The 20,368-nt window shown below is 72.2% G+C and carries 17 protein-coding genes and 1 pseudogene; 6 read left to right on the plus strand and 12 right to left on the minus strand.

Going from position 1 to position 20,368, the window contains the following annotated elements:
* Positions 1-31: 31 nt before the first annotated feature.
* Positions 32-1,231 (plus strand): cytochrome P450, encoded by a 1,200-nt coding sequence (locus tag ABEA24_RS10660; RefSeq protein WP_345430526.1) that lies wholly within the window; start codon positions 32-34, stop codon positions 1,229-1,231.
* A gap of 180 nt (positions 1,232-1,411) precedes the next feature.
* Here the strand turns inward: ABEA24_RS10660 and ABEA24_RS10665 are convergent, their stop codons facing one another.
* A complete protein-coding gene (locus ABEA24_RS10665) occupies positions 1,412-2,377 on the minus strand; it encodes a helix-turn-helix domain-containing protein (RefSeq protein WP_345430639.1) in 966 nt (321 codons plus the stop codon).
* A 143-nt stretch (positions 2,378-2,520) separates the two neighbouring features.
* Between ABEA24_RS10665 and ABEA24_RS10670 the strand changes: the two genes are divergently transcribed.
* The gene (locus ABEA24_RS10670) at positions 2,521-2,928 is read left to right on the plus strand and encodes a cupin domain-containing protein (RefSeq protein ID WP_345430527.1); all 408 of its coding nucleotides are present in this window, start codon (positions 2,521-2,523) and stop codon (positions 2,926-2,928) included.
* 6 nt (positions 2,929-2,934) lie between these two features.
* On the opposite strand, the gene ABEA24_RS10675 is transcribed toward ABEA24_RS10670, so the two are convergent.
* The 6 genes and pseudogenes from ABEA24_RS10675 to ABEA24_RS10700 form a co-directional block, all read right to left on the minus strand.
* A complete protein-coding gene (locus tag ABEA24_RS10675; protein ID WP_345430528.1) occupies positions 2,935-3,348 on the minus strand; it encodes a DoxX family protein in 414 nt (137 codons plus the stop codon).
* A 169-nt stretch (positions 3,349-3,517) separates the two neighbouring features.
* Positions 3,518-4,804, minus strand: coding sequence for a hydroxyacid-oxoacid transhydrogenase (locus ABEA24_RS10680; protein ID WP_345430529.1), 1,287 nt, complete (start codon positions 4,802-4,804; stop codon positions 3,518-3,520).
* 130 nt (positions 4,805-4,934) lie between these two features.
* The gene (locus tag ABEA24_RS10685; protein WP_345430530.1) at positions 4,935-6,863 is read right to left on the minus strand and encodes a hypothetical protein; all 1,929 of its coding nucleotides are present in this window, start codon (positions 6,861-6,863) and stop codon (positions 4,935-4,937) included.
* Positions 6,864-6,951: 88 nt separating this feature from the next.
* On the minus strand, positions 6,952-7,548 hold the full coding sequence (locus ABEA24_RS10690; protein ID WP_345430531.1) for a hypothetical protein: 597 nt from the start codon (positions 7,546-7,548) through the stop codon (positions 6,952-6,954).
* Between the two features lie 286 nt (positions 7,549-7,834).
* A complete protein-coding gene (locus ABEA24_RS10695; protein WP_345430532.1) occupies positions 7,835-8,965 on the minus strand; it encodes a sensor histidine kinase in 1,131 nt (376 codons plus the stop codon).
* A 236-nt stretch (positions 8,966-9,201) separates the two neighbouring features.
* A pseudogene (locus ABEA24_RS10700) lies at positions 9,202-9,894 on the minus strand (response regulator); the annotation flags it as partial.
* Between the two features lie 403 nt (positions 9,895-10,297).
* Between ABEA24_RS10700 and ABEA24_RS10705 the strand changes: the two are divergent.
* The 3 genes from ABEA24_RS10705 to ABEA24_RS10715 all read left to right on the plus strand — a co-directional run bounded on the left by ABEA24_RS10705 (position 10,298) and on the right by ABEA24_RS10715 (position 13,292).
* The gene (locus tag ABEA24_RS10705; RefSeq protein WP_345430534.1) at positions 10,298-10,765 is read left to right on the plus strand and encodes a hypothetical protein; all 468 of its coding nucleotides are present in this window, start codon (positions 10,298-10,300) and stop codon (positions 10,763-10,765) included.
* A 275-nt stretch (positions 10,766-11,040) separates the two neighbouring features.
* Complete coding sequence (locus tag ABEA24_RS10710) at positions 11,041-11,730, plus strand: LppX_LprAFG lipoprotein (RefSeq protein WP_345430535.1); 690 nt, start codon at positions 11,041-11,043, stop codon at positions 11,728-11,730.
* Positions 11,727-13,292: an MFS transporter gene (locus ABEA24_RS10715; protein ID WP_345430536.1), complete on the plus strand. Its 1,566-nt coding sequence runs from the start codon at positions 11,727-11,729 to the stop codon at positions 13,290-13,292. Before ABEA24_RS10710 ends, ABEA24_RS10715 begins: the two co-directional genes overlap by 4 nt.
* 13 nt (positions 13,293-13,305) lie before the next feature.
* Here the strand turns inward: ABEA24_RS10715 and ABEA24_RS10720 are convergent, their stop codons facing one another.
* Complete coding sequence (locus tag ABEA24_RS10720; RefSeq protein WP_345430537.1) at positions 13,306-14,550, minus strand: phospholipase D-like domain-containing protein; 1,245 nt, start codon at positions 14,548-14,550, stop codon at positions 13,306-13,308.
* Positions 14,551-14,707: 157 nt separating this feature from the next.
* A complete protein-coding gene (locus ABEA24_RS10725; protein ID WP_345430538.1) occupies positions 14,708-15,772 on the minus strand; it encodes a serine hydrolase domain-containing protein in 1,065 nt (354 codons plus the stop codon).
* 178 nt (positions 15,773-15,950) lie between these two features.
* Between ABEA24_RS10725 and ABEA24_RS10730 the strand changes: the two genes are divergently transcribed.
* Positions 15,951-16,535, plus strand: coding sequence for a dihydrofolate reductase family protein (locus ABEA24_RS10730; RefSeq protein ID WP_345430539.1), 585 nt, complete (start codon positions 15,951-15,953; stop codon positions 16,533-16,535).
* Positions 16,536-16,767: 232 nt separating this feature from the next.
* On the opposite strand, the gene ABEA24_RS10735 is transcribed toward ABEA24_RS10730, so the two are convergent.
* From ABEA24_RS10735 to ABEA24_RS10745, 3 genes are read right to left on the minus strand one after another with little or no spacing between them, the layout of a single operon-like run.
* A complete protein-coding gene (locus ABEA24_RS10735) occupies positions 16,768-17,538 on the minus strand; it encodes an ABC transporter ATP-binding protein (protein ID WP_345430540.1) in 771 nt (256 codons plus the stop codon).
* The gene (locus ABEA24_RS10740; RefSeq protein ID WP_345430541.1) at positions 17,538-18,590 is read right to left on the minus strand and encodes a FecCD family ABC transporter permease; all 1,053 of its coding nucleotides are present in this window, start codon (positions 18,588-18,590) and stop codon (positions 17,538-17,540) included. The genes ABEA24_RS10735 and ABEA24_RS10740 overlap by 1 nt, the downstream gene beginning before the upstream one ends.
* Positions 18,583-19,707, minus strand: coding sequence for an ABC transporter substrate-binding protein (locus ABEA24_RS10745; protein ID WP_345430542.1), 1,125 nt, complete (start codon positions 19,705-19,707; stop codon positions 18,583-18,585). Before ABEA24_RS10745 ends, ABEA24_RS10740 begins: the two co-directional genes overlap by 8 nt.
* Positions 19,708-20,368 lie beyond the last annotated feature (661 nt).

Raw genomic sequence — 20,368 nt, forward strand, 5'->3', positions numbered from 1 at the left:
GGCCGGGCCTGAAGGCGCAGGAGGTGCCCGCATGTCCGTGACATCGCCGCCGTCGCTGCCGACCCGCCGCGAACGCCCGTTCGACCCGCCCAACGAGTACCGGCTGCTACGGGAGGAGGATCCCGTCAGCAGACTGGCCTTCCCGGACGGGAAGGTCGGCTGGCTGCTCACCCGGCATGAGGACGTCCGGGCGCTCCTGTCGGATCAGCGGTTCAGCTCGAACCGGCTGCGCGCCTCGTCGCCGGTCCGGTCGTTCCCCGTCCGGCCCGGGGAGCCCGTCTTCCGCGCCGGGTCCTTCATCGGCATGGACGCCCCGGAGCACACCCGCTACCGCCGGATCCTGACCCGCTGGTTCACGACCCGGCGGATGCGCGAGCTGACCCCGCGGATCGAGCGGATCGTCACCGAGCACCTCGACGCGATGGAGCGGACCGGGCCACCGTGCGACCTGGTCCCGGCGTTCGCACTGCCGATCCCCTCCCTCGTCATCTGCGAACTGCTCGGCGTCCCGTACGAGGACCGTGCCGCCTTCCAGGGCTGGACCGGCACGCTGCTGCGCATCGGCGCGGACGAGAAGGACGTCTTCACGGCCCGCGACGAGCTGTGGGCCTACATCCGCGGCCTCGTCGAGCGCAAACGGGACGAGCCGGACGACGCGCTGATCAGCAGCCTCATCCACGACCCGGAGAGCTCGCTCACCGTCGACGAGCTGACCGGTGTCGGGCTGCTGCTGCTCGTCGCCGGCCACGAGACGACCGCCAACATGCTGGCCCTCGGGACCTTCACCCTGCTGACGCGGCCGGACCAGCTGCGGGCGCTGCGGGAGAGTCCGGAACTGATCGACGGCGCGGTCGAGGAGCTGCTGCGGTACCTCAGTATCGTCCAGTACGGCCTCGTCCGCGTCGCCCGGGAGGACCTCGAGATCGCCGGACAGCGCGTTCGCGCCGGCGAGACGGTCGTGGCCTCGCTCTCGGCCGCGAACCGCGACCCCGAGCACTACCCCGACCCCGACCGCCTGGACATCACCCGGCCGCCGTCGCAGCACGTCGCCTTCGGGCACGGCTTCCACCAGTGCCTGGGCCAGCAGCTGGCCCGCGCGGAGATGAAGGTCGCCTACCCGGCGCTCTTCCGCCGCTTCCCGGCGCTGCGCCTGGCCGTACCGCCCGAAGAGGTCCCGCTGCGCGACGACATGGTCATCTACGGGGTGTACCACCTGCCGCTCACCTGGTGACGTCGCGCGCACACCTCCCGGCGATCATCCGGGTCCGTGTCCCGCGAGATCAGCTCCGCCGCCTCGAGCCGGCCGCACGACCGGCTCGCCGACGACAGCAACGTGGCCGGCTCGCCGGCGAGCGCGCTGATGGACATCTCGCTGTTACCCGCGTCATCGGCAAGCTGGGGGCGGGCCAGGTCATCCCGGCCCCGGGCGATCGGGGGTCGGTCCCTCGGCAGGGCCGAACCGGCGGCGGTACGCCGACGGGGTGAGGCCGGTCCGCCGGCGCAGCTGGATCCGCAGGTTCGCGCCGGTTCCGAGGCCGGTGGCGCGGGCGATGGCCTCCAGCCTCGTCTCGCCGCGCTCGAGCAGCCGGCAGGCCAGCGTGACCCGCTCGGCGGTGAGCCAGGCCAGCGGCGTGGTGCCGAGCTCGCGCTGGAAACGCCGGTGCAGGGTCGCGGGGCTGACCGCCGCGCGGGTCGCGAGGTCCGTGACGGTGAGCGGCCGGTCCAGGTGCTCCCGCGCCCACGCGAGCACCGGCGCGAGCGACGCGTCCGGAACGTAAGGGACGGGCTGTTCGATGAACTGCCGCTGACCGCCCTCACGGTGCGCGGCGAACACCAGGCGGCGGCTCACCGCGTTGGCGATCTCCGCCCCGTGGTCGCGGCGGACCAGGTACAGGCCCAGATCCAGGGCCGCGGCACTGCCCGCCGCGGTGAGAACGTCGCCGTCGTCCACGAAGAGGACGTCCGGGACGAGCCGTACGGCGGGGTGGCGGGCGGCGAACAGCTCGGCCCAGCGCCAGTGCGTCGTGGCCCGGCGGCCGTCGAGGACACCGGCGGCGGCCAGCGCGAACGTCCCGGTGCAGAAGCTCACCAGCCGGGCGCCCCGCGCGGCGGCCCGCCGGATCGCCGCCAGCGCCGGCGGGGCGGGGGCGACGTACGGGTCGGGCCGGTTCGGGACGATGATCGTGTCCGCCTGGTCGGCGGCCTCCAGCCCGGCCACGCCGGACAGGGTGAACATCCCCGCGTGCATCCGGACGGCGGGCTCCGCCGCACAGAGCGTGAAGTCGTACCACGGGACGTCCAGCTCCGGACGGCGCAGGCCGAAGATCTCCGTGGCGATGCCCATCTCGAACGGGTTGGAGCCCGCGTCAACGATCATCACGACCCGGTGCGGCCGGGGCCGCTGCGCGCGGCCCGGGGAGACCCTGAGCCCCCGGCCGGCACCGTCGTGCGAGGATTCTTGCGGCATGCGCGATTCCTATCACTCGCGCCCTGCGGCCGTCACCGGCCAGTCTGATCGCCATGACGAACGAACCGATCGACCTGCGGGCCGCGCTCGCCGGGTTCGACGCCCTGTGGAGCCCGCGCATCGTCTCCCAGGTCAACGACTATGACGTCCGGATCGCCAAGGTCGCGGGTGACCACGTCTGGCACGCCCACGACACCACCGACGAGTTCTTCCTGGTCCTGGACGGCGAGCTGACGATCGCCCTGCGCGACGGAGCGGACAGCGGATCCGGCGAGCGCGTCGTGACCCTGCCCGCCGGCGCCGTCTTCGTCGTCCCGCGCGGAGTGGAGCACAGGCCGTCCGCACCGGCGGGAGCGGCCATCCTCATGTTCGAGCCGACGTCGACGCTCTCGGTCGGCGACCGTCACGACCCCCTACCGGACCACGTCGACGCCACCACCGGGCACCCGCTCGGCGGGTGAGGAGGGTCATCCGGAGACGCGGCGGCGTGCGGCCGGGACGACCAGCCGGTCCAGCGACCAGGGCCCGGGACCGAAGATCGCCACCAGGAGGAAGGCCCAGCAGAACAGCACGGCGAGCTCTCCTTCGTTCTGGATCGGGAAGAGCGCGCGTGGCTGGTGCACCGAGAAGTAGGCGAAGGCCATCGTCCCCGAGCAGACCAGCGCCGCCACGCGGGTGCCGAGGCCGACCAGGACGAGGACTCCTCCGACCAGCTCGATCAGGGCCGCCCACCAATAGGGCCAGGTCCCGACCGGCAGCGCATCGCCGCGGCCGGACACCCCGCCCAGCACGCCGAACAGCGACGCCAGGCCGTGGCCGACGAACAGGAAGGCAACGATGATCCGGAAGAGCGACAGCACAACGGGCTGGGCACGATCCATCGCGTTCACGGATCCCCCCGAATCTCGAATCGTGACCGCGCGGGAGTGGAGGGACATACGACCGTCCTCACCCCGACCCTAGTGGCGGATGGCGGCCGGCCCTACCGGCGAAAGCGCATGGGACGGTCACCGCCCGGCCAAGAGCGGGCCGGGCAGGGTCGCGCGAGCCTCACCACAGGGTCATCGACCGGTGGAAGACACCGGCCAGGTCCTCGCCGGTCACCGGCCGCGGCGCCATCTCCAGCAGCCGCCGCTGTTTCATCGCCCCGTCGACCAGGTCGGGTACGTCGGCGTCGGTGTAGCCGACACCGCCGACCCCGTCGGGCATGCCGATGTCCCGCATCAGGCGCAGCAACGCCGTCGGCAGGTGTTCGGCCGGGTCGTCGGGGCGGTCCAGTGCCGGGTCGAGCAGCGCGGCCGCCCGCGTGTGCCGCTCCGGGCAGGCCTCGAAGGTGAACCGGAACGCCTCCGGCGCGGTGAGCGCCACCGCCATGCCGTGCGGGACGAGCGGCTCCTCCCCCGGGTAGCCGTCCGGGCGGAAGTCCCTGACCCGGCCGGCGATCGGGTACGCGCCGGCGTGCGGAATGTGCACGCCGGCGTTGCCGAAGCCGAGCCCGGCGAAGGTGGCGGCGAGCGCCATGTCGGCGCGGGCGCGGGCGTCACTCCCGTCCCGTACGGCGGCGCGGAACGAACCGGCGATCAGGGCCAGCGCGCGTTCGGACCACATGTCGGCGACCGGGTTGGCACCGCAGTAGGGGACCCGCTGCTCCGGCGCCTTGCGCTCATAGGAGGTGTACGGCCTGGCGGTGTAGCTCTCCAGCGCGTGGCAGACGATGTCCATGCCCGCGGACGCCGTCACCCCCGCGGGCTGGGTGACCGTCAGGTCGGGGTCCACGACGGCGAGAGTGGGCCGGAGCCGCGGATGGCTGATACCGGTCTTGACCTTCAGGTCGAGGACGTCGAGGACGCAGACGGTCGTGCTCTCGGCGCCGGTGCCGGTCGTCGTGGGCACGGCGACCAGGGGCAGCAGCGGCCTCGCGGGCGCCCTCCCCGCGCCGATCGGAGGGTTGAGGTAGTCGGTCAGCTCGCCGTCGTTCGTGGTGAGGAGGTTGATCGCCTTGGCGGTGTCGATGCTCGACCCGCCGCCGACGGCGACGTACGCGTCCCAGGGGCCGGACTCGCGCGCCCGGTCGACGGCGTGGCGGAGGCTCGCGTCGGTGGGTTCGACGTGGACCCCGTCGAACACCTCGGCGTCGATCCCGTACTTCTTCATTCGATCGGCGATCCGCTCCGGCGCGCCGGTCGCCGCGACGCCCGGGTCGGTGACGATCAGCGCCCGCCGTACGCCGTACTGGGCCAGGTCGAAGCCGATCTCGCCGGACGCGCCGGGGCCGAATTTCAGTTGCGGAGCGCCATAGGTGAACACCGACTCGGGATCACTGGGAACGGCTGCCATCGCGTACCCCTTTCGCCTCTCTCCGGCCACCTTATTTTCCCGGTGAGGACGCGGCCGTCCCGGCCGGGGCGTGCCCCGGCCGGGACGGCAGGCGACGGTTCGCCGCAGGGCTCAGCGCCCGAACGGACGGTCAGTTCTGCGGTGACGGCCCGTGGTGACGCGGTCTCCCCTTCCCGCCCTGGTTACCGCCGTTACCACCTTGGTTGCCGCCGTTACCGCCGTTGCCTCCCTGGTTGCCGCCGTTGCCGCCCTGGTTGGCGAAGGTGACCGCGGTGACGACGTCGCCGTTCATCGTGAGCTTCGCGACCGGGTTGGTCAGGCCGAAGTTCTGGCAGTTGAGGTTCCCGAACGACTGCTGGAGCCGCATCCCCAGGAAGGTGAAGAGGCTGTTCGCCGCGTCGGGCATCGGGCTGGCCTGGGCCGCCAGCATTTGCATGTCCTTCTGCAGCCGGGCCGACTGGACGGTGGACATCATCCGGCAGTACGCCGCCGGCGTCTGTCCCGCGGGCTCGGCGGCCTGGTCGACCCCGACCCGGTACAGGTTCGTCTTCGCCGCGCTCATCTGGTTGTTCACCATGGTCATCGGGTTGTTCAGCGGGACCAGCGCGCTCGGCGCGGCCTGGTGCGCGGCGGCCTGGAGCTCGTCCATGGCCAGGGACGTCACCACCGCCCCCGGGTTGGCGAGGTCGGTCGCCGTCCACGGCGTGCAGCCGAGGGCCGGGTCGACGAAGACGTCGAGCAGCGCGTTGTCGCTCGGATTCGAGAGCGTCTGGGCGCCGGCCAGGCGGCCCTTGTTCGCCGCGGTGTTCTGCGCGATCCGCCCGTTCCCGGTCGTCAGGTACGTCGTCTGGACGTTGTCGCTCTGGTCCTGGTCGACGAGCGCGAAGTCGCGCGTCGACATGCACGGCATGCCGTCCTTCGCCGTTCCGAGCGCCGGCACGGTCAGCATCCCGCCCTTGATCGCGGCGTTGGCCGCCCGGAAGAACGCCGGGGCGTTGCAGTAGGCGAACTGCCCGAAGACCGAGCCGTTCAGGCCGTTCACGCACCTGCCCTGTTGCAGGCTGCCGCCGGCGCCGCGCAGGGTCAGCTGGTCGCCGTTGTACCCGAACCAGATGCCGACGACCGCGCCGGCCGGGAGGGTCGGCGTCACCGGCGCGGCGGCCGGCTGCGTCCCCTGGTCGATCACGAGCGGGCTGTAGACCGACAGCTTGCCGGTCGCCGGATCGATGACCGTCGCCTGGACGAACGCCGACTGGTTGACGTTCGCCTCGTTGCAGGGGCCCATCGCCGCGTTCGTGGCGGTCAGCCGGTAGGGCGTGGCCAGGCCGCGCGCGCTGAGCGGATTCGCGGGGACGACGAGCGTGCAGTTCGCGTTGGGATCGGCCGCCGGCGCGCCGCCCCCGGCCGTGCCGGTCGGCGTCGGGCAGGAGCTCGGGGTCGGGCTGGCCTTCGTACGGTGGGCCGGGGCCGCGCTGCCCGGAGCCCCGCTCGCGGTCGGATCCGGCATGGCCGTTCCCGCCGAGCCGCTCGCGCTCGGCATCGTCCCGGCGTCAGGCGCGGCGGTGCCCGGCTGTGCGGTCCCCGCCGACGGCTGCGCGTCCGGCGTGGCCGTGCCGGCGGGATCGGAGGCCATCGTGGAGGCGTTCGCCGCGAGGGGGGTGGCGGCCCGGGCGGCCGGGGAGGGCGCGCCGGTTCCCGGGTCGGCGCTCGGCGCGCCGCCGGAGGGCGTGGTCCCCGTGGGCGCACCGCCGGACGGGGAGGCGGTCGGCGAGGCTGCGGGGGTGGCCCCGACCTTCACCTCTTCGGCGCCCTTCTGCCGGAGCCGGCGGCGGCCGGGGCCGGTGCGAGGCGGCCGCCCGCTCGGGGCGGCGCTCGCGGCGACGGTGCCGCTCGCGCTCGGGCACCCGGGTGAGCCGCCGAAAGCGGTGAGCCCCATCTTCGTGGTGAGGGCCACGGCCGTGCCGGCGGCGAGGACCAGTGCCACCGCGAGCGGGATGAACAATCGGAACCGCCGCGGGTGGTTCGGGTCCTTCCAGTTCGACCTTTCCATGAACGACATTCGGTGTCCTCTCGGGAGACGGTGGGGGCGCGCGGCGTGTTCCGCGGAAGTCTGCGGTGACCTCGCTCAGGTCACGCTGGGCGGCGCGTCACCATTTCGTGGAGACCCGGTTCCGCAGGCCGCCGACGACGGGAGACTGCGAACCGGACGGAGCCGGTGTCGGGGTCGCGGTCGTCGGGGCGGCCGTCGGTGTCGGCGTCGTCACCTTGACCTTCTTGAGGAAGCGCCATCCGACCACGCCGATCCGGCCGTTGTCGGCGACGACCACGACGGCGCGCGGCGGGACGACGAGGGAGAGGGCGTTACGCCCCACGACCGCGATCAGCGTGGTCGGGCGGCGGACGGCGACGGTGGCGCCCCGGACCGACCGGTCGGTCGAGCGCAGAGCGCCCACGACGCGCCACCGATGACCGATCTTCCGCAGGACCGCGACGGAGTGTCCCGCCCGCACGTTGGTGACGGCGTAGCGGGAGGCCAGCGTCACGGTCGTGGGTCTTTGCCGATGCCGGCTCGTATCGGAGGACCGGCTCGCGGCCTCGCCGGAGTTCGCGCCGGTGAGGTGACGGCTCTGGCTGACGTTGCGGGCCACCGTGGTGGATGAGCCGGTCCCGATGACGGCGATCGCCGCGCCGGCGGTGGTGAGCCCGGCCAGGGTCAGGCCGGTGACCTTCGTCGATGTCTTCACGGGGTCGCTCCTTCGTCCGTCGTACGCGGCCCGGCGAGGGCCGCCTGGGTTGGACCTCGGTGCGTGGTCGCCCCCCGTGAGAATCCGCGCTCACGCACCGGTAGTGCCGCTGAGGAATGTAGGGAGCGGCCGAGTCCCGCAGGGCCCATCGAGCGCCGTGTTCGAATCTCGTAATAATTCGCGGCCGAGCCGGAGAGGCCCCGCGACGCGGCCGGACGTGGGCGGTCGTGAATTCCGCGCCGCCGAACCGGAAAGCGTCCTTGGTGATGCCGGAGGCAGGCGTCCGTCACACGCCGTACGGCGCGGCGGAGAGGGGCAGCCGGACCTCGAAACGGCAGCCGTGATCGGTGTTGCGGACCTTCACCGCGCCCGCGTGCGCCTCGACGATGCCGCGGACGATCGCCAGCCCCAGGCCCGCCCCGGAGTCCGGCTCGGGCGTACGCGCCGCCGTCCCGCGCCACGCGACGTCGAAGACCCGGCCCAGGTCGTCCGGCGGGATTCCGCCGCACGCGTCGGACACCGCCAGCACCGCATGGTGGTCGAGCCGGCCCGCCTCGACGAGCACCGATCCGGGGGACGGCGTGTGCCGGATCGCGTTGACCACCAGGTTGGTCAGGGCCCGGTTGAGCTCGCGGACATCGGCCCGCACGATGACCGGTTCGCTGATCTCGGCGCCGAGCAGGACGCCCTGCGCGCGGGCCAGCGGGTTGGTCCCGGCCACCGCCTGATCGACCAGGTCGGCGAGGGTGACCCACTCCAGGGAGAGGGCCAGCGCCCCGGCGTGGATGCGCGACAGCATGAACAGGTCGTCGACCATGCCGGACAGGCGGTCGACGGCGAGGCGCATCTGCGTGTGGTAGCGGGCCGGCTCCGGGGCCACGCCGTCCTCCAGTGCCTCCACCATCGCCCGCAGTCCCGCCAGCGGCGTCCGCAGGTCGTGCGAGACCCAGGCGACGAGCTCCCGGCGGGACCGTTCGAGGCTGCGCTCGCGTTCCCGGGCCTGGGCGAGCCGCTGGCTGGTGAGACTGAGCTCCCTGCTCAGCTCCCCCATCTCCGCCGTCGACAGGCTCCCGTCGGCCCCCGGTGCGGCACCATGCCCAAGGGCCCGCACGGCGCGGCGCAGCGTACGGCTGTCGGCGACCATGGCGCGCGCCAGCAGCAGGGCCATGGCCGAGGTCACGACCCCGGAGGCGGCGCAGACGGTCAGCACGACGCCGAAGTCCTCCGGGGAGATGAACATCTCCTCGGCCGCGACCACCGTGCCCGTGATCATCGCCAGCACGCTGGCGACCACCAGGACGAACAGCGCGAGCCGCAGGGACCTGCCGCGTACCGCCCGCATGACCGCCATCCCCACGAGCCCGACCGCGGCGGCGGAACCACCGCCGATCAGGATGACGCGCAGGTCGTCGCTCATGGGTCGCCCTCATCACCGGACCGACCGGCCGGCGGCGCGGCGGTGCCCGACGGGTCGGGTGCAGCGGTGCCCGACGGGTCAGGCGCGGCGGTGCCCGGCGGGGCAACGGCGTCCCGCGGCCCGACGGCACCCGGCGGACCGGCGGCGTGCGGGGGCGCGGCGGCACCCGACGGTCTGGCGGCAGCTGACACGTCAGCGGCGTGCGGGGGCGCGGCGGCCGCGTTGGGAAGGTCGAAACGGTAGCCGACGCCCCAGACCGTGGCGATGAGGCGGGGGTGGTGCGGGTCGGCCTCGATCTTCTCGCGGAGCCGCCGTACGTGGACCGTGACGGTCGACTCGTCGCCGAACTCCCAGCCCCAGACGTGCTGCAGCAGTTCGGTCCGGGTGAAGACCTGCCCGGGGTGGTCGGCGAAGAAGCCGAGCAGGTCGAACTCCCGGCTCGTCAGCGTCAGCGTCTCTCCGGCCTTGACGGCGCGGCGGCCCGCGGCGTCGAGCGTGAGGTCGCCGATGGTCCGGACCTCGGGGACGGGGGGCGTCTCCTGCTCCTCCGGCGGGGCGGGATACGCGCGGCGGAGCACCGACCGCGCGCGTAGGACGAGTTCGCGTGGGCTGAACGGCTTGGTCACGTAGTCGTCCGCCCCGAGTTCGAGCCCGCGCACCCGGTCGCCCTCGGTACCCCGCGCGGTCAGCATGATGACCGGGACCGGCCCGAGTTCGCGGATCCGGCGGTAGACCTCGAAACCGTCGAGGCCGGGCAGCATCAGGTCGAGCACGACCAGGTCCGGGAGGTGCGCCTCGGCCGACGCGACCGCCGACGGCCCGTCGGCCGCGCGGCGGACCCGGAGGCCCGCGCGGGTCAGGTACGCGGTGACCACTTCGGCCACCATGGGATCGTCGTCGACGACCAGCACCTCGGCGTGGTTCTCCACGGTCGGGAGTGTAAGGACGAACCGCCCGAATGGCGGGCGATTCGCCCGACTCGGTCCCAGATCGCCGTCGAACGCCGCATGCGCGGGGCGTTACGAAGCCGGGTTCGGCCGCCCGGCCACCACGCGAGCTCCACCGTCTCCGGCATGACAGCCCGAAACACAAAAAAATTAGAAGCTTACATGTTGGCATTGGATTCATTCTAGAGTCCCAGGACCTATCTCTACGACCAAAGAATGGACCCTGAGTCCCTTTCGACTCGCCCGGCAATTCAGTTAAGATCCGCCCAGATTCGGATCCCGAAAGGAGGTATCGAGAGAAAGAAAGTATAGCGATCAGGGCACCGGCGAGTGCCGCTTTAGCGGCATCGGCGAGGTCCGATTCATCCCCCGAGGAGGCTGCACCATGGCACGTATTCCCGGAATCGGTTCGCAGACCGCTCGCGCCACGGCCATCTGCACGATCACAGCCTCGGTCACCTTGATCGGCGCCGGCTCGGCCAGCGCGGCGAGCAACCGCCTGCCCAATGGGAAAAAGCTCACGGCGGGACACTGCATCGTCGATGGCTCCGGCACGTCGAGACCGGCCAAGTTCTGCGTCGGAACGCACTACGACATCAACCTGTACTACAAGAAGAAGATCTGCTGGTCATGGCAGGCCAAGGGGCACCTCACCGGCCGGTCCGCGTTCGTCCGCGTCGCGAAGAACGGGGATGTGCAGTTCTATCAGTATTCCGGTGGGCGGCTCCTGTGGCACACGAAGACCACGAAGTTCACGGGTGCGGCCCTCGTCGTCGGCTCACACCTCTACGGGCAGGCGATCCTTGCCGTGGACACTGGACGTGCATTCTTCACGTTCAAGAGTTGCCACTGACGCAGGATCTCTGAAGTCATACTCGGGCCGGCCGTGGGCGCCGGCGCCCGCCGAGACCCGCTGCCAGGCCCCGCGTCGTACGGCGGCCAGGTCATCGGCGTACGGCGCTCGTGGCCAGTGGTGATGACGGTACTGAAGAGGCTGCCCTCCACGGCGGAGCGGACCTCGCCGGGCGCGCCCCACAGTTCGCCGGGGAGCGTCGGCTCCGCTCTCCCGGTGGTCCAACACGGTCGAAATGCAGCCGACCTTGATTGACGCGGCGCTATGTTTCCTTTATGTCATCTCTCCGGGCGAAGGTCGCCTGCCTCGTCGCGCTCGCGTCCGTCCTGGCCACCGGCTGCAGCGGAGGCGACTCCGGGAAGAACCCGCCCGGCGGGACGCTGACCCAGCAGGCGGCCACCGCGACGCGGGCCGTGACCAGCCTCGCGTTCTCCTTGCGTACCTCCAATGCTCCGCAGCTCAAGGTCGACAGCGCGGACGCGAAGCTGCTGCGCAACGGCAACTCCCAGGGCTCGGTCAAGACGATCCAGCTGGGCCTGCCGATCCAGCTGGACTTCGTGGTCCTCGGCAAGACGGTCCACCTGCGGGGCCTGACCGGAGGATGGCAGCAGCAGCCGCTGTCCCGGGTGGCGGGGATCTACGATCCCTCGGCCGTGCTCGACCCGGACCGCGGGCTCGTGCAGCTGCTCTCGACCGCGAAGAACCCGAGCACGAAGGGCCGGGAGAAGGTCGCCGGACAGGACTGCTACCGGGTCGACGCGACGCTCGCCCAGGCGCCGCTGTCCCGGCTGGTCCCGGGCATCTCCGCCGACACGCCGTCGGAGCTGTGGATCTCCAAGGCCGAGCACCACGTGCTGAAGGCCGACGTGAAGGTACCGGCCAAGAACGGCGGTAAGCCCGGCACGGCGACGGTCACCTTCACGGACTTCAACAAGCCGTTCTCGATCACCGCACCGGCCCAGTGACCTCCACCGATTCGGGCGGTTCCCGGCGGCTCGCCCTCGGCGTCGGCGGCGTCGTCGTCCTGCTCGCCGCCATCGACGCGTACGTCGTGGTCACCGTCCTGGTGACGATGGTCGGCGATCTGGGCGTGCCGGTGAACCACATCGAGCACGCCAGCCTGGTCATCACGGCGTTCCTGCTCGGCTACGTCGCGGGCATGCCGTTGCTGGGGATGCTGTCGGACCGGTTCGGCCGCCGGATCATGGTGCAGGCCTGCCTGGCGGGGTTCGCGGCGGGGTCGGCCGTGACGGCGCTCGCCGGCTCGCTGTCCGTGCTGATCGCCGGGCGCGGCCTGCAGGGGCTCGCCGGAGGGGCCCTGCTGCCGATCACGATGGCGCTGGCGGGCGACCTGTGGGACGAGCGCCGCCGACCGGCGGTCCTCGGCGGCGTCGGCGCGCTGCAGGAGCTGGGCAGCGTGCTCGGTCCGCTATACGGGGCGGGCGTGGCCGCTTTGATCGGCTGGCGCGGCATCTTCTGGATCAACATCCCGATCACGCTGCTGGCGATGGTGGCGGTGTGGTGGGCCGTTCCGCGCGGGCGCCCGTCCACCGCGACGCGCGTCGACGTCGTCGGCGGGCTGCTGCTCGCCGCCGGGCTGGGCCTGCTGGTCGCCGGGCTGTACAACCCGGATCCGCAGCGGTCCGCCCTGCCCTCCTGGGGCGTCCCGTGCGTCGCCGCCGGCGGCGTGGTGATCGCCGTGTTCGCGGTCTGGGAGGCGCGTGCGCGGACCCGGCTGCTCGACCTGCGCGGTGCGCGGCGCGGCGGCCTGTTCGCCGTCCTGGGGGTGAGCCTGCTCTCCGGGGCGGCCCTGATGATCACGCTGGTCGACGTGCAGCTGATCGCGCAGACGCTCTTGGGCCGGAACTCCACCGGCGGCGCCGTCCTCCTCGCCCGCTTCCTCGTCCCCCTGGCGGTGGCCGCGCTGGCCGGAGGGCTCCTGGCCCGGCGGGTCGCCGAACGCTGGATCGTCGCCGGGGGGATGCTCGTGGCCGCCGGCGGTTACGCTCGCATCGCCGCCTGGCCGGTGCGGGCCGAAGCCGTCCACTACGACCTGGGGCTGTTCGCCGTCTCACGGGTAGGCGTGGACCTGGCCGTCGCCGGCCTGGGGCTGGGCCTGGTGATCGCGCCGCTGTCGTCGGTCGCGCTCCGGTCCGTCCCCGCCGTACGGCACGGCGTCGCGTCGGCCGCCGTGGTGGTCGCCCGGATGATGGGCATGCTGCTCGGCGTCGCGGGCCTGAGCGCGTGGGGCTTCTACCGCTTCCACGCGCTGACCGCGCACCTCGTCACGCCGTTGCCGATCGGTGTGTCGGCCACGGAGTTCGCCCGCCGCCTGGCCGCCTACCTGGCCGCCGTGAAGGCCGCCCTGCACACCGAGTACGCCGACGTCTTCTGGGCGACGGCCGTGGTGTGCGTGGTCGCGGCCCTCCTCGGCCTCGCCGTCGGCGGGCCGGCCCCGGCCGCCGCGGACGAGGAGCCCGCCGAGGTGACGTCCGTCCCCTCCCCCGCCGGGCCGCCATCCGCCTGAACGGGGGGCCGGCTCACTCGCTCTTGTTGGTCGGGCTGCTGTCGTCCTGCTCGAAGACCGCCTGCGGAATCGCGGCCATGTCGGTGGCCTTCACCTGGTGAGCGTGGCCGAACAGCGTGTCGAAGTTGGCGGCGTAACGGCCTTCCATGGCATCGTCCGCGATCGTGATCATCGCTTCGTCGTGCCCGTGGAAGCCGACCTCCGTGTAGTTGTTGCTGCCGGTGAAGACGACCTTCTGTCGTTTGCCCTGGTAGCCGCCGTCGATCAGCAGGTACTTCGAGTGCGCGTAGATGCGGCCGTCGCTCTCCGAGAGGTAACGGATCTCCGGGTTGCCGTTCCGGCCCCCCGGTTTCGTCAGGCGGCGCGCCGCCCGCCGGCCGACCATGTCGAAGACCACCTGCACGCGGCAGCCTTCGCCGTCGAGCTTCCACAGCCGCTTGGCGATCGGCGGCCACGTGAAGTGACCCAGACTCAGCCGGATACGCGTGCCTCCCGCGCACGACACCTTGTCGAGGGCGTCGCTGATCGGGTCGCCCTTCGCCCAGGGGAAGAAGTCGATCCGGTACGGCCCCGACTGGACCGAGCGGTGGTAGTCGCTGTTCGGGTGCCGGGCCGCGAGGTCGTTGAAGTAACGCAGGTAGCCGGCGCGGACCCCGGCGTCCTCGATGATCAGCGCGTCGTTCCACTGCGTGTCGCGGGCGCCGTCGGTGGCATTGGCGGAGGTCTGCACCACCACGTCTTTCGTGCCCAGCGTCGTGGAGAACAGGAAGAACTTGTTGTGGTTGAAACTCGGCCCGATGCAGCCCCGGTCACGGGCGCACACGACGACCCACGACCGCTTGCGGGTGTCGTGGCCCAGCCCGCGCCGAAGCCTGCGGTACGCGGCGTACGCCGTGGACTCGTGGTCGAGCACGACGTTGACGTGCACACCTCGGCGGCTCGCGGCCACCAGCTGCGCGGCGGTGTCGAGGCTGGCGAAGTGGTACATCGCCACGGTGATCGTCTGACCGGAAGGCGTCCCGTTGATCAGGCCGCCGACCCGGTCGGCGATCGCGTCCCGCTTCGCGGAACCGCCCTGCGGGGAGTTGAAGATCGGTCCGGTGCGGACGGCGGAATGCGTCCCGTCGTCCCGAGGATCCCCGGCCGCCGGCCGGGCGACGGCCGCCGTGGTGGCCGCGAGCGCGACGCCTTCCGGGACGACGGTTCCGACGGCCACCACACAGGCGACGACAGCCGCCTCCATCACCGAGATCGCCACAGTTTCTCCTGCACACGGGGGATCTTGAGCGAAAAAATGCCGCAAATCCACTCAAGTGCCGCAGATCGTACAAGAGGTCACTACACGTCATCGAGACCTCGAACCGGACATAAAGGTAAAAACTTCCGCCACGCCCTCACGTGAAGGCGGATCATCACTAGGCCGAGATCGCGTCATAGGCGGCCAGCACGATGCCGAGCCCCCGGGAGTAGCCGTCGTCCCAGAGGACCTGGTTCATCACGTACGACACCGTCATCCGGTGGTCGAAGTCGACGAGCACGACGGAGCCGCCCCACCCGCCCCAAGAGCACGTGTGGTTCTCTAGCCGGTAGCCCATGCCCCAGCGGATCGGCATGCCGAGGATGCGGTCCTCACCGCGGTACTGCTCCTCGAAGACACGCTCGCACCCGGCCTCCGACAGCAGCCGTACGCCGCGAGCGACGCCTCCGCCCGCCAGCACCGACTGCACGGCGCCGACGGAGCGGGCGTTGCCGTACCCGCCGATGGCGGGCATCTCGGCGCGCCGCCAGGCAGGCGTATTGGCGTCGGACACTCCGACCAGGAACCCCTCCGGCCTGTCCCCTTGGGGCGCGGCGATCAGCGGAGCGACGCGATGGTCGTGCTCGGCCGGCAGCGCGATGTGGAAGTCGGCGCCCAACGGCCCGGCCACCTCCTCGGCGAAGAACGCGCCGAGGCTGCGCCCGGTGACGCGACGGACGACCTCACCGATCAGGAAGCCGAAGGTGATCGAGTGATAACCGGCCTCGGTGCCCGGCTCCCACTGCGGGGCCTGCTCGGCCAGCCGCGCCGTGACGGCCGGCCGGTCGTACAGGTCCGTCACCGTGATCGGCCCGTCCCAGGTCGGCAGGCCCGCCGTATGGCCGAGCAGGTGCCGCACCCGTACGTCCCGCTTGCCCGCGGCCGCGAACTCGGGCCAGTAGCGGGCGACCGGCGCGTCCAGGTCGAGTTCGCCGCGGTCGGCCAGGATCAGTGCGGACAGCGCCGTCATCGTCTTGGTGGTGGACCAGACGTTGGTGATGGTGTCGCGTTCCCACGGGACGGTACGGGCCGCGTCGAGGTATCCGCCCCAGATGTCGACCACCGGCTCGCCGTCGACGTAGACCGCCGCCGAGGCGCCGACGTCCTCGGCGTCCAGCGAGGCCGCCAGCGCCTCGGCCACCTTGGTGAACCGGTCGTCGCATCTGCCCTGAATCTCCGCCATAGGGCGCAAAGTAACCCGGACTGGAACGGCCGAGCCAACCCTTTTTCCGGGCCCCTCGGCCGCCGGGAACCGGCGGCGGTCACATTCGATCTCCTCCGGGATGTCAAGAACGTGCGGGTGGCTCCGACTCCCCTGTGACGGCGCCCGAGAGAGGCGCCGCGGTCAGCGGAGGAGCGTCATGCGGAAGATCATTTACTGGGTCCACGCGTCGATCGACGGCCACATCGCGGGGCCGTACGGAGAGTTCGACTGGCCGGCCGTGGGGCCTGAGCTGTTCGCGTACTCCGAGGCGATGAACGAGCAGGTCGACACCCTCCTGTACGGGCGCGGGGTGTGGGAGGGGATGGCCGCCTACTGGCCGACGGCCGACGCCGACCCCGCCACGGCCGACGACCACGCCCGGGTGTTCGCGCCGTACTGGCGGCGGACCCCGAAGATCGTGGTCTCCCGGACGCTGGAGGAGCCCGGCTGGGGCGCCCGCGTCATCGGGAGGAACCTCGCCGAGGAGGTCGCGGAGCTGAAGCGGCAGCCGGGCAAGGACATCCTGCTGACCGGCGGCGCGGAGGCCGCCGCCTCGCTCACCGAACTCGGCCTGCTCGACGACTACCGCGTCGTCGTCCACCCCGTCGTCCTCGGCGGCGGGCCGCGGCTGTTCCTGGAGCCGAAGGACCGCATCGACATGACGCTCGTCGGCTCGCGCACCTTCGATTCCCAGACCGTCCTCCTGCGCTACGAACGCCGGGCCGCCGGCGCTCCCCGCTGAGCCGGATGGTCTCCGCCGCTTCGTACGCCGGGAGAAATCGGTAACCGGCGGAGGTAAGCGGGATCTGGCCTTGCCCGCCACGGCCGGAGAGCGCACGCTCGGTCCATGAGACGCGGATGTTCATGTGGACACGGATCCAGCTGCTCCTGCGCCAAGGGATGCTCCTGCGGCTGCAACGGCTGACCGGACCGCCGGCCGTGGTCCCCTGACGCGGGAACCACGGCCGACAGGGCTACACCGGGCGTGAGGCCACCGCGATGTGCGGGCGGCCGGTGATGGGGTGCGGGCCCACGTGGGCGCGGACGCCGAAGACCCTGGCGATCAACGCCGGGGTGAGGACCTCCAGCGGCGGCCCGTGACCGACGATCCGGCCCTGCTCCAGCACGACGACGCGGTCGCCGTACGCGGCGGCGTGGTCCAGGTCGTGCAGTGCCGCGAGCAGGGTGAGACCGAGGTCCCGTACGAGGTCCAGCAGGTCCAGCTGGGCGCGGACGTCCAGGTGGTTGGTGGGCTCGTCCAGGACCAGCAGCGGTGCCTGCTGCGCCAGGGCACGGGCCAGCAGCACGCGCTGGCGTTCGCCGCCGGACAGGGTCGAGAACGGCCGGCCCGCCTCGCCGTCCATCCCGACCCGTTCGAGGGAGGCGCGGACGACGGCGCGGTCGGTGTCGTTCTCCCGGTCGAGGAGGCCCTTGTGGGGTCCCCGGCCCATCGTGACGACCTCGGCGACGGACAGCTCGGCGTCGACGTCGCCGTGCTGGGTGACGACCGCCCGGCGGCGGGCGGCCTGGCGGGCGCGCATCGCCCACAGGTCCTCCCCGTCCAGGGAGATGACCCCGGCCGTCGGCCGCAGCGCGCGGTAGACCGTGCGCAGCAACGTCGACTTCCCGCTGCCGTTCGGGCCGACGAGGGCGACGAACTCGCCCGGCTCGGCGGTCAGCTCGACGCCGGACAGGACGGGGCGGGTGTCGACCCGTGCCGACAGGCCCGCGATCCGCAGCCGCATCAGCCCCTCCCCCCGGCCCGGCGCCGCAGCAGCCACAGGAAGAACGGCACGCCTACGGCGGTCGTGAAGATCCCGATGGGGAGCTCCTCCGGCCGGTCCACCGTTCGCGAGGCCAGGTCGACCACGACGAGGAACACCGCGCCCAGCAGGAGCGCCACCGGCAGCACGCGCCGGTGGTCGCCGCCGACCATGAACCGGGCCATGTGCGGGACCATCAGCCCGATGAAGGCGATCCCGCCGGCCACGCTGACCACCGTGGCCGTCAGCAGCGACCCGACGACGAGCAGCGTGACCCGCAGCGCCTGCACCGGGACGCCGAGCCCGGCCGCGGCGTCGTCGCCGGCGGACAGCGCGTTGAGGCTCCGCGCCTGCAGGAGCAGGTACGCGACGCACACCGCGACCACGGCGGCGGGCAGGCCGAGAGCACGCCAGGTGCCGCCCGCCACGCTGCCCATGAGCCAGAACATCAGCCCCTGCAGCTGCGTCGGATCGAGCTGGAGCTGGACATAGCTCGTCACCGCCGAGCACAGGTAACCGACGGCGACCCCCGCCAGCACCAGGCGTGAATCCAGGAGACGGCCGGCGCGCTGGGCCAGCAGGTAGACCAGCAGCACGCTGACCAGGGCGGTGGCGAACGCGGCGCCGGTGACCCCGACGCCGCCCAAAACCGTCGTCCCCAGCGCGGCGACCAGGACGGCGCCGAGCGAGGCACCCGAGGAGACGCCCAGGACGTACGGGTCGGCGAGCGGGTTGCGGACGAGCGCCTGGAACGTGACGCCGGCGACGCTCAGGCCCGCCCCGGCGACCGCCGCGAGGAGCACCCGCGGCGTACGGATGTCCCAGACGACCTGGTCGCGCAGGGGATCGAGCCCTCCGGTCCGCCCGGTCAGGTGAGCGCCGATCACCCGCCACACGGCGCCGACCGGCAGCGTCACCGAGCCGATCGAGATCGCCACCATCGAGGCCGCCGGCAGGGCGAGAGCGAGCCCGCCGATCAGCGCGCCGGTCGCGCGGCCGGAGACCGGATGGGCTCTGTCGAGACGGTCAGCCATCAGGGTGGATCACCTTCGCGAGCTTCTCGACGGCCCAGGCGTTCATCGGACCCAGGTAGACGCCGTCCGAGACGACGGTGTACGTGCGGGTCCTCGACGCCTGCCACTGCGGATAGGCGGCGAACAGACGCTCGGCCTCTTCGGCGGGTCTCTCGTTCGGGGTGAAGGCTCCGACGACGAGGACGTCGACCTGAGCGGTGGCCAGTTGCTCCTTGTCGAGGGTGCGCGTCGTGTCCTCGGTGCGTCCGGCGAAGGAGTTCACGCCGCCCGCGGCCTTGATGACGTCGTCGTAGATGCCGCCGGTCATGATCGCGGGCAGACCGTTGGCGTTCATCATCGACATGCCCGGATAGGCGATCAGGACCTTCCGCGGCGGCTTTCCGGCGACCTTCTCCTGAACGGCCCGCACACGGGCGCGAAGCGCGCCGACCGTCTGCGCGGCCTTGGCCTGCACGTCAAAGATCCGCCCGAGCAGCGTCATGAACTGGAACGACGACTCGATCGACGCGTGCCGCCACGCCTCCTTCTCCGCCGGAGACGCGTCCGGCCTGCCGTTCGCACAGTTGACGGGGTTGACGAGCGAGTTGATGCCCGCCGCCGCGAGCTGCTCGCGTGTCGCGAAGCCGTTGCGGGCGTCGAACCCGCCGGACCAGGTGGAGACCACCAGGTCGGGCCGTGCCGCCAGCACCTGCTCGGCGGGGACGTCGAAGTTCTTGTTCATCGTCAGGCCCCGGGTCGGCAGCGCCTTGATGGCGGCGACCATGGACGGGTCGTCCGACACCCCGTAGTGCTGGACGTTCGCCAGGATGGCGCGGGTCAGGCCGAGCATGATGAAGCTCTCGACCTCGCCCACCGACGTGCCGTTGAGGATCAGCACCCGGCTCGGCGGCCGGGTGAACCTCACCTTCTGCCCGCAGTTGTCGATGGTCAGCGGATAGGAGGTCCTGCGGGGCGCGGCGTCGTCCGGCGCGGACGCACCGGATCGTACGGGCTCGGTGCCGCAGCCGCCGGCGGTCACGACGACGGCCGCGGTCAACGCGGCGAGCGCCTTCGTGGCCCGTCCAGGGCTGGTCGCCGACAGGCTCGATACTCGTGCCAGGGCACGCGGAAAAGACATGTTGCTCCTCGGAAAGACATGCGGATGGAACACGCCACCCCGACCCGATGGGCGCCACCAGCGCGATCGCGCCCGGCGCTATCGCCGCCCAGCACGGCCGCCGCCCGGCGCGGTCGCCGATCCGCCGTATGGCAGGGCCAGGCCGATCCGCCGCGTGGCAGGGCTGGGCGCAGGCGCGTCGCCGATCCGCCTGGCGGCGTGGTGCCGTGCGCCCGGTCCTGGGCGCCGCGGCGCGGGCCAGACGCCTCAGCCCACGCGACGCAAGTCAGGCACCGCAGCCCACGGCACCGCGTACGACGCAGCCCAGACCTCGCAGCCCTCGGCGCCGCACGCGACGCGAGCCAGATGCGATGGCCCCGGGCCACGGCCGGAACGCGCGGAACGCCATGCGCGACGCAACCGCGTGCGGACCCACGCAGGACGCGTGCCCGCAGGCACCAGGCGTGGCCGTGCCTGGCGCGACGGCACCGGCGCGCCGCACGCCATGCAAGGCGCGACCACGCACGATCCTTTACGAGACCGCAGGTGCCAGGCGCGACCGCGCTCGGCGCGGTGGCGCCGCCGCGCCGAGCGCCATGCGAGGCACGACCACGCACGCTCCCATGCGAGACCGCACGTGCCAGGCACGACCAGCGCTCGGCGCGACGACACCGCCGCGCCG

It is taken from the genome of Actinoallomurus vinaceus (assembly GCF_039542055.1).
GTDB lineage: Bacteria > Actinomycetota > Actinomycetes > Streptosporangiales > Streptosporangiaceae > Actinoallomurus > Actinoallomurus vinaceus.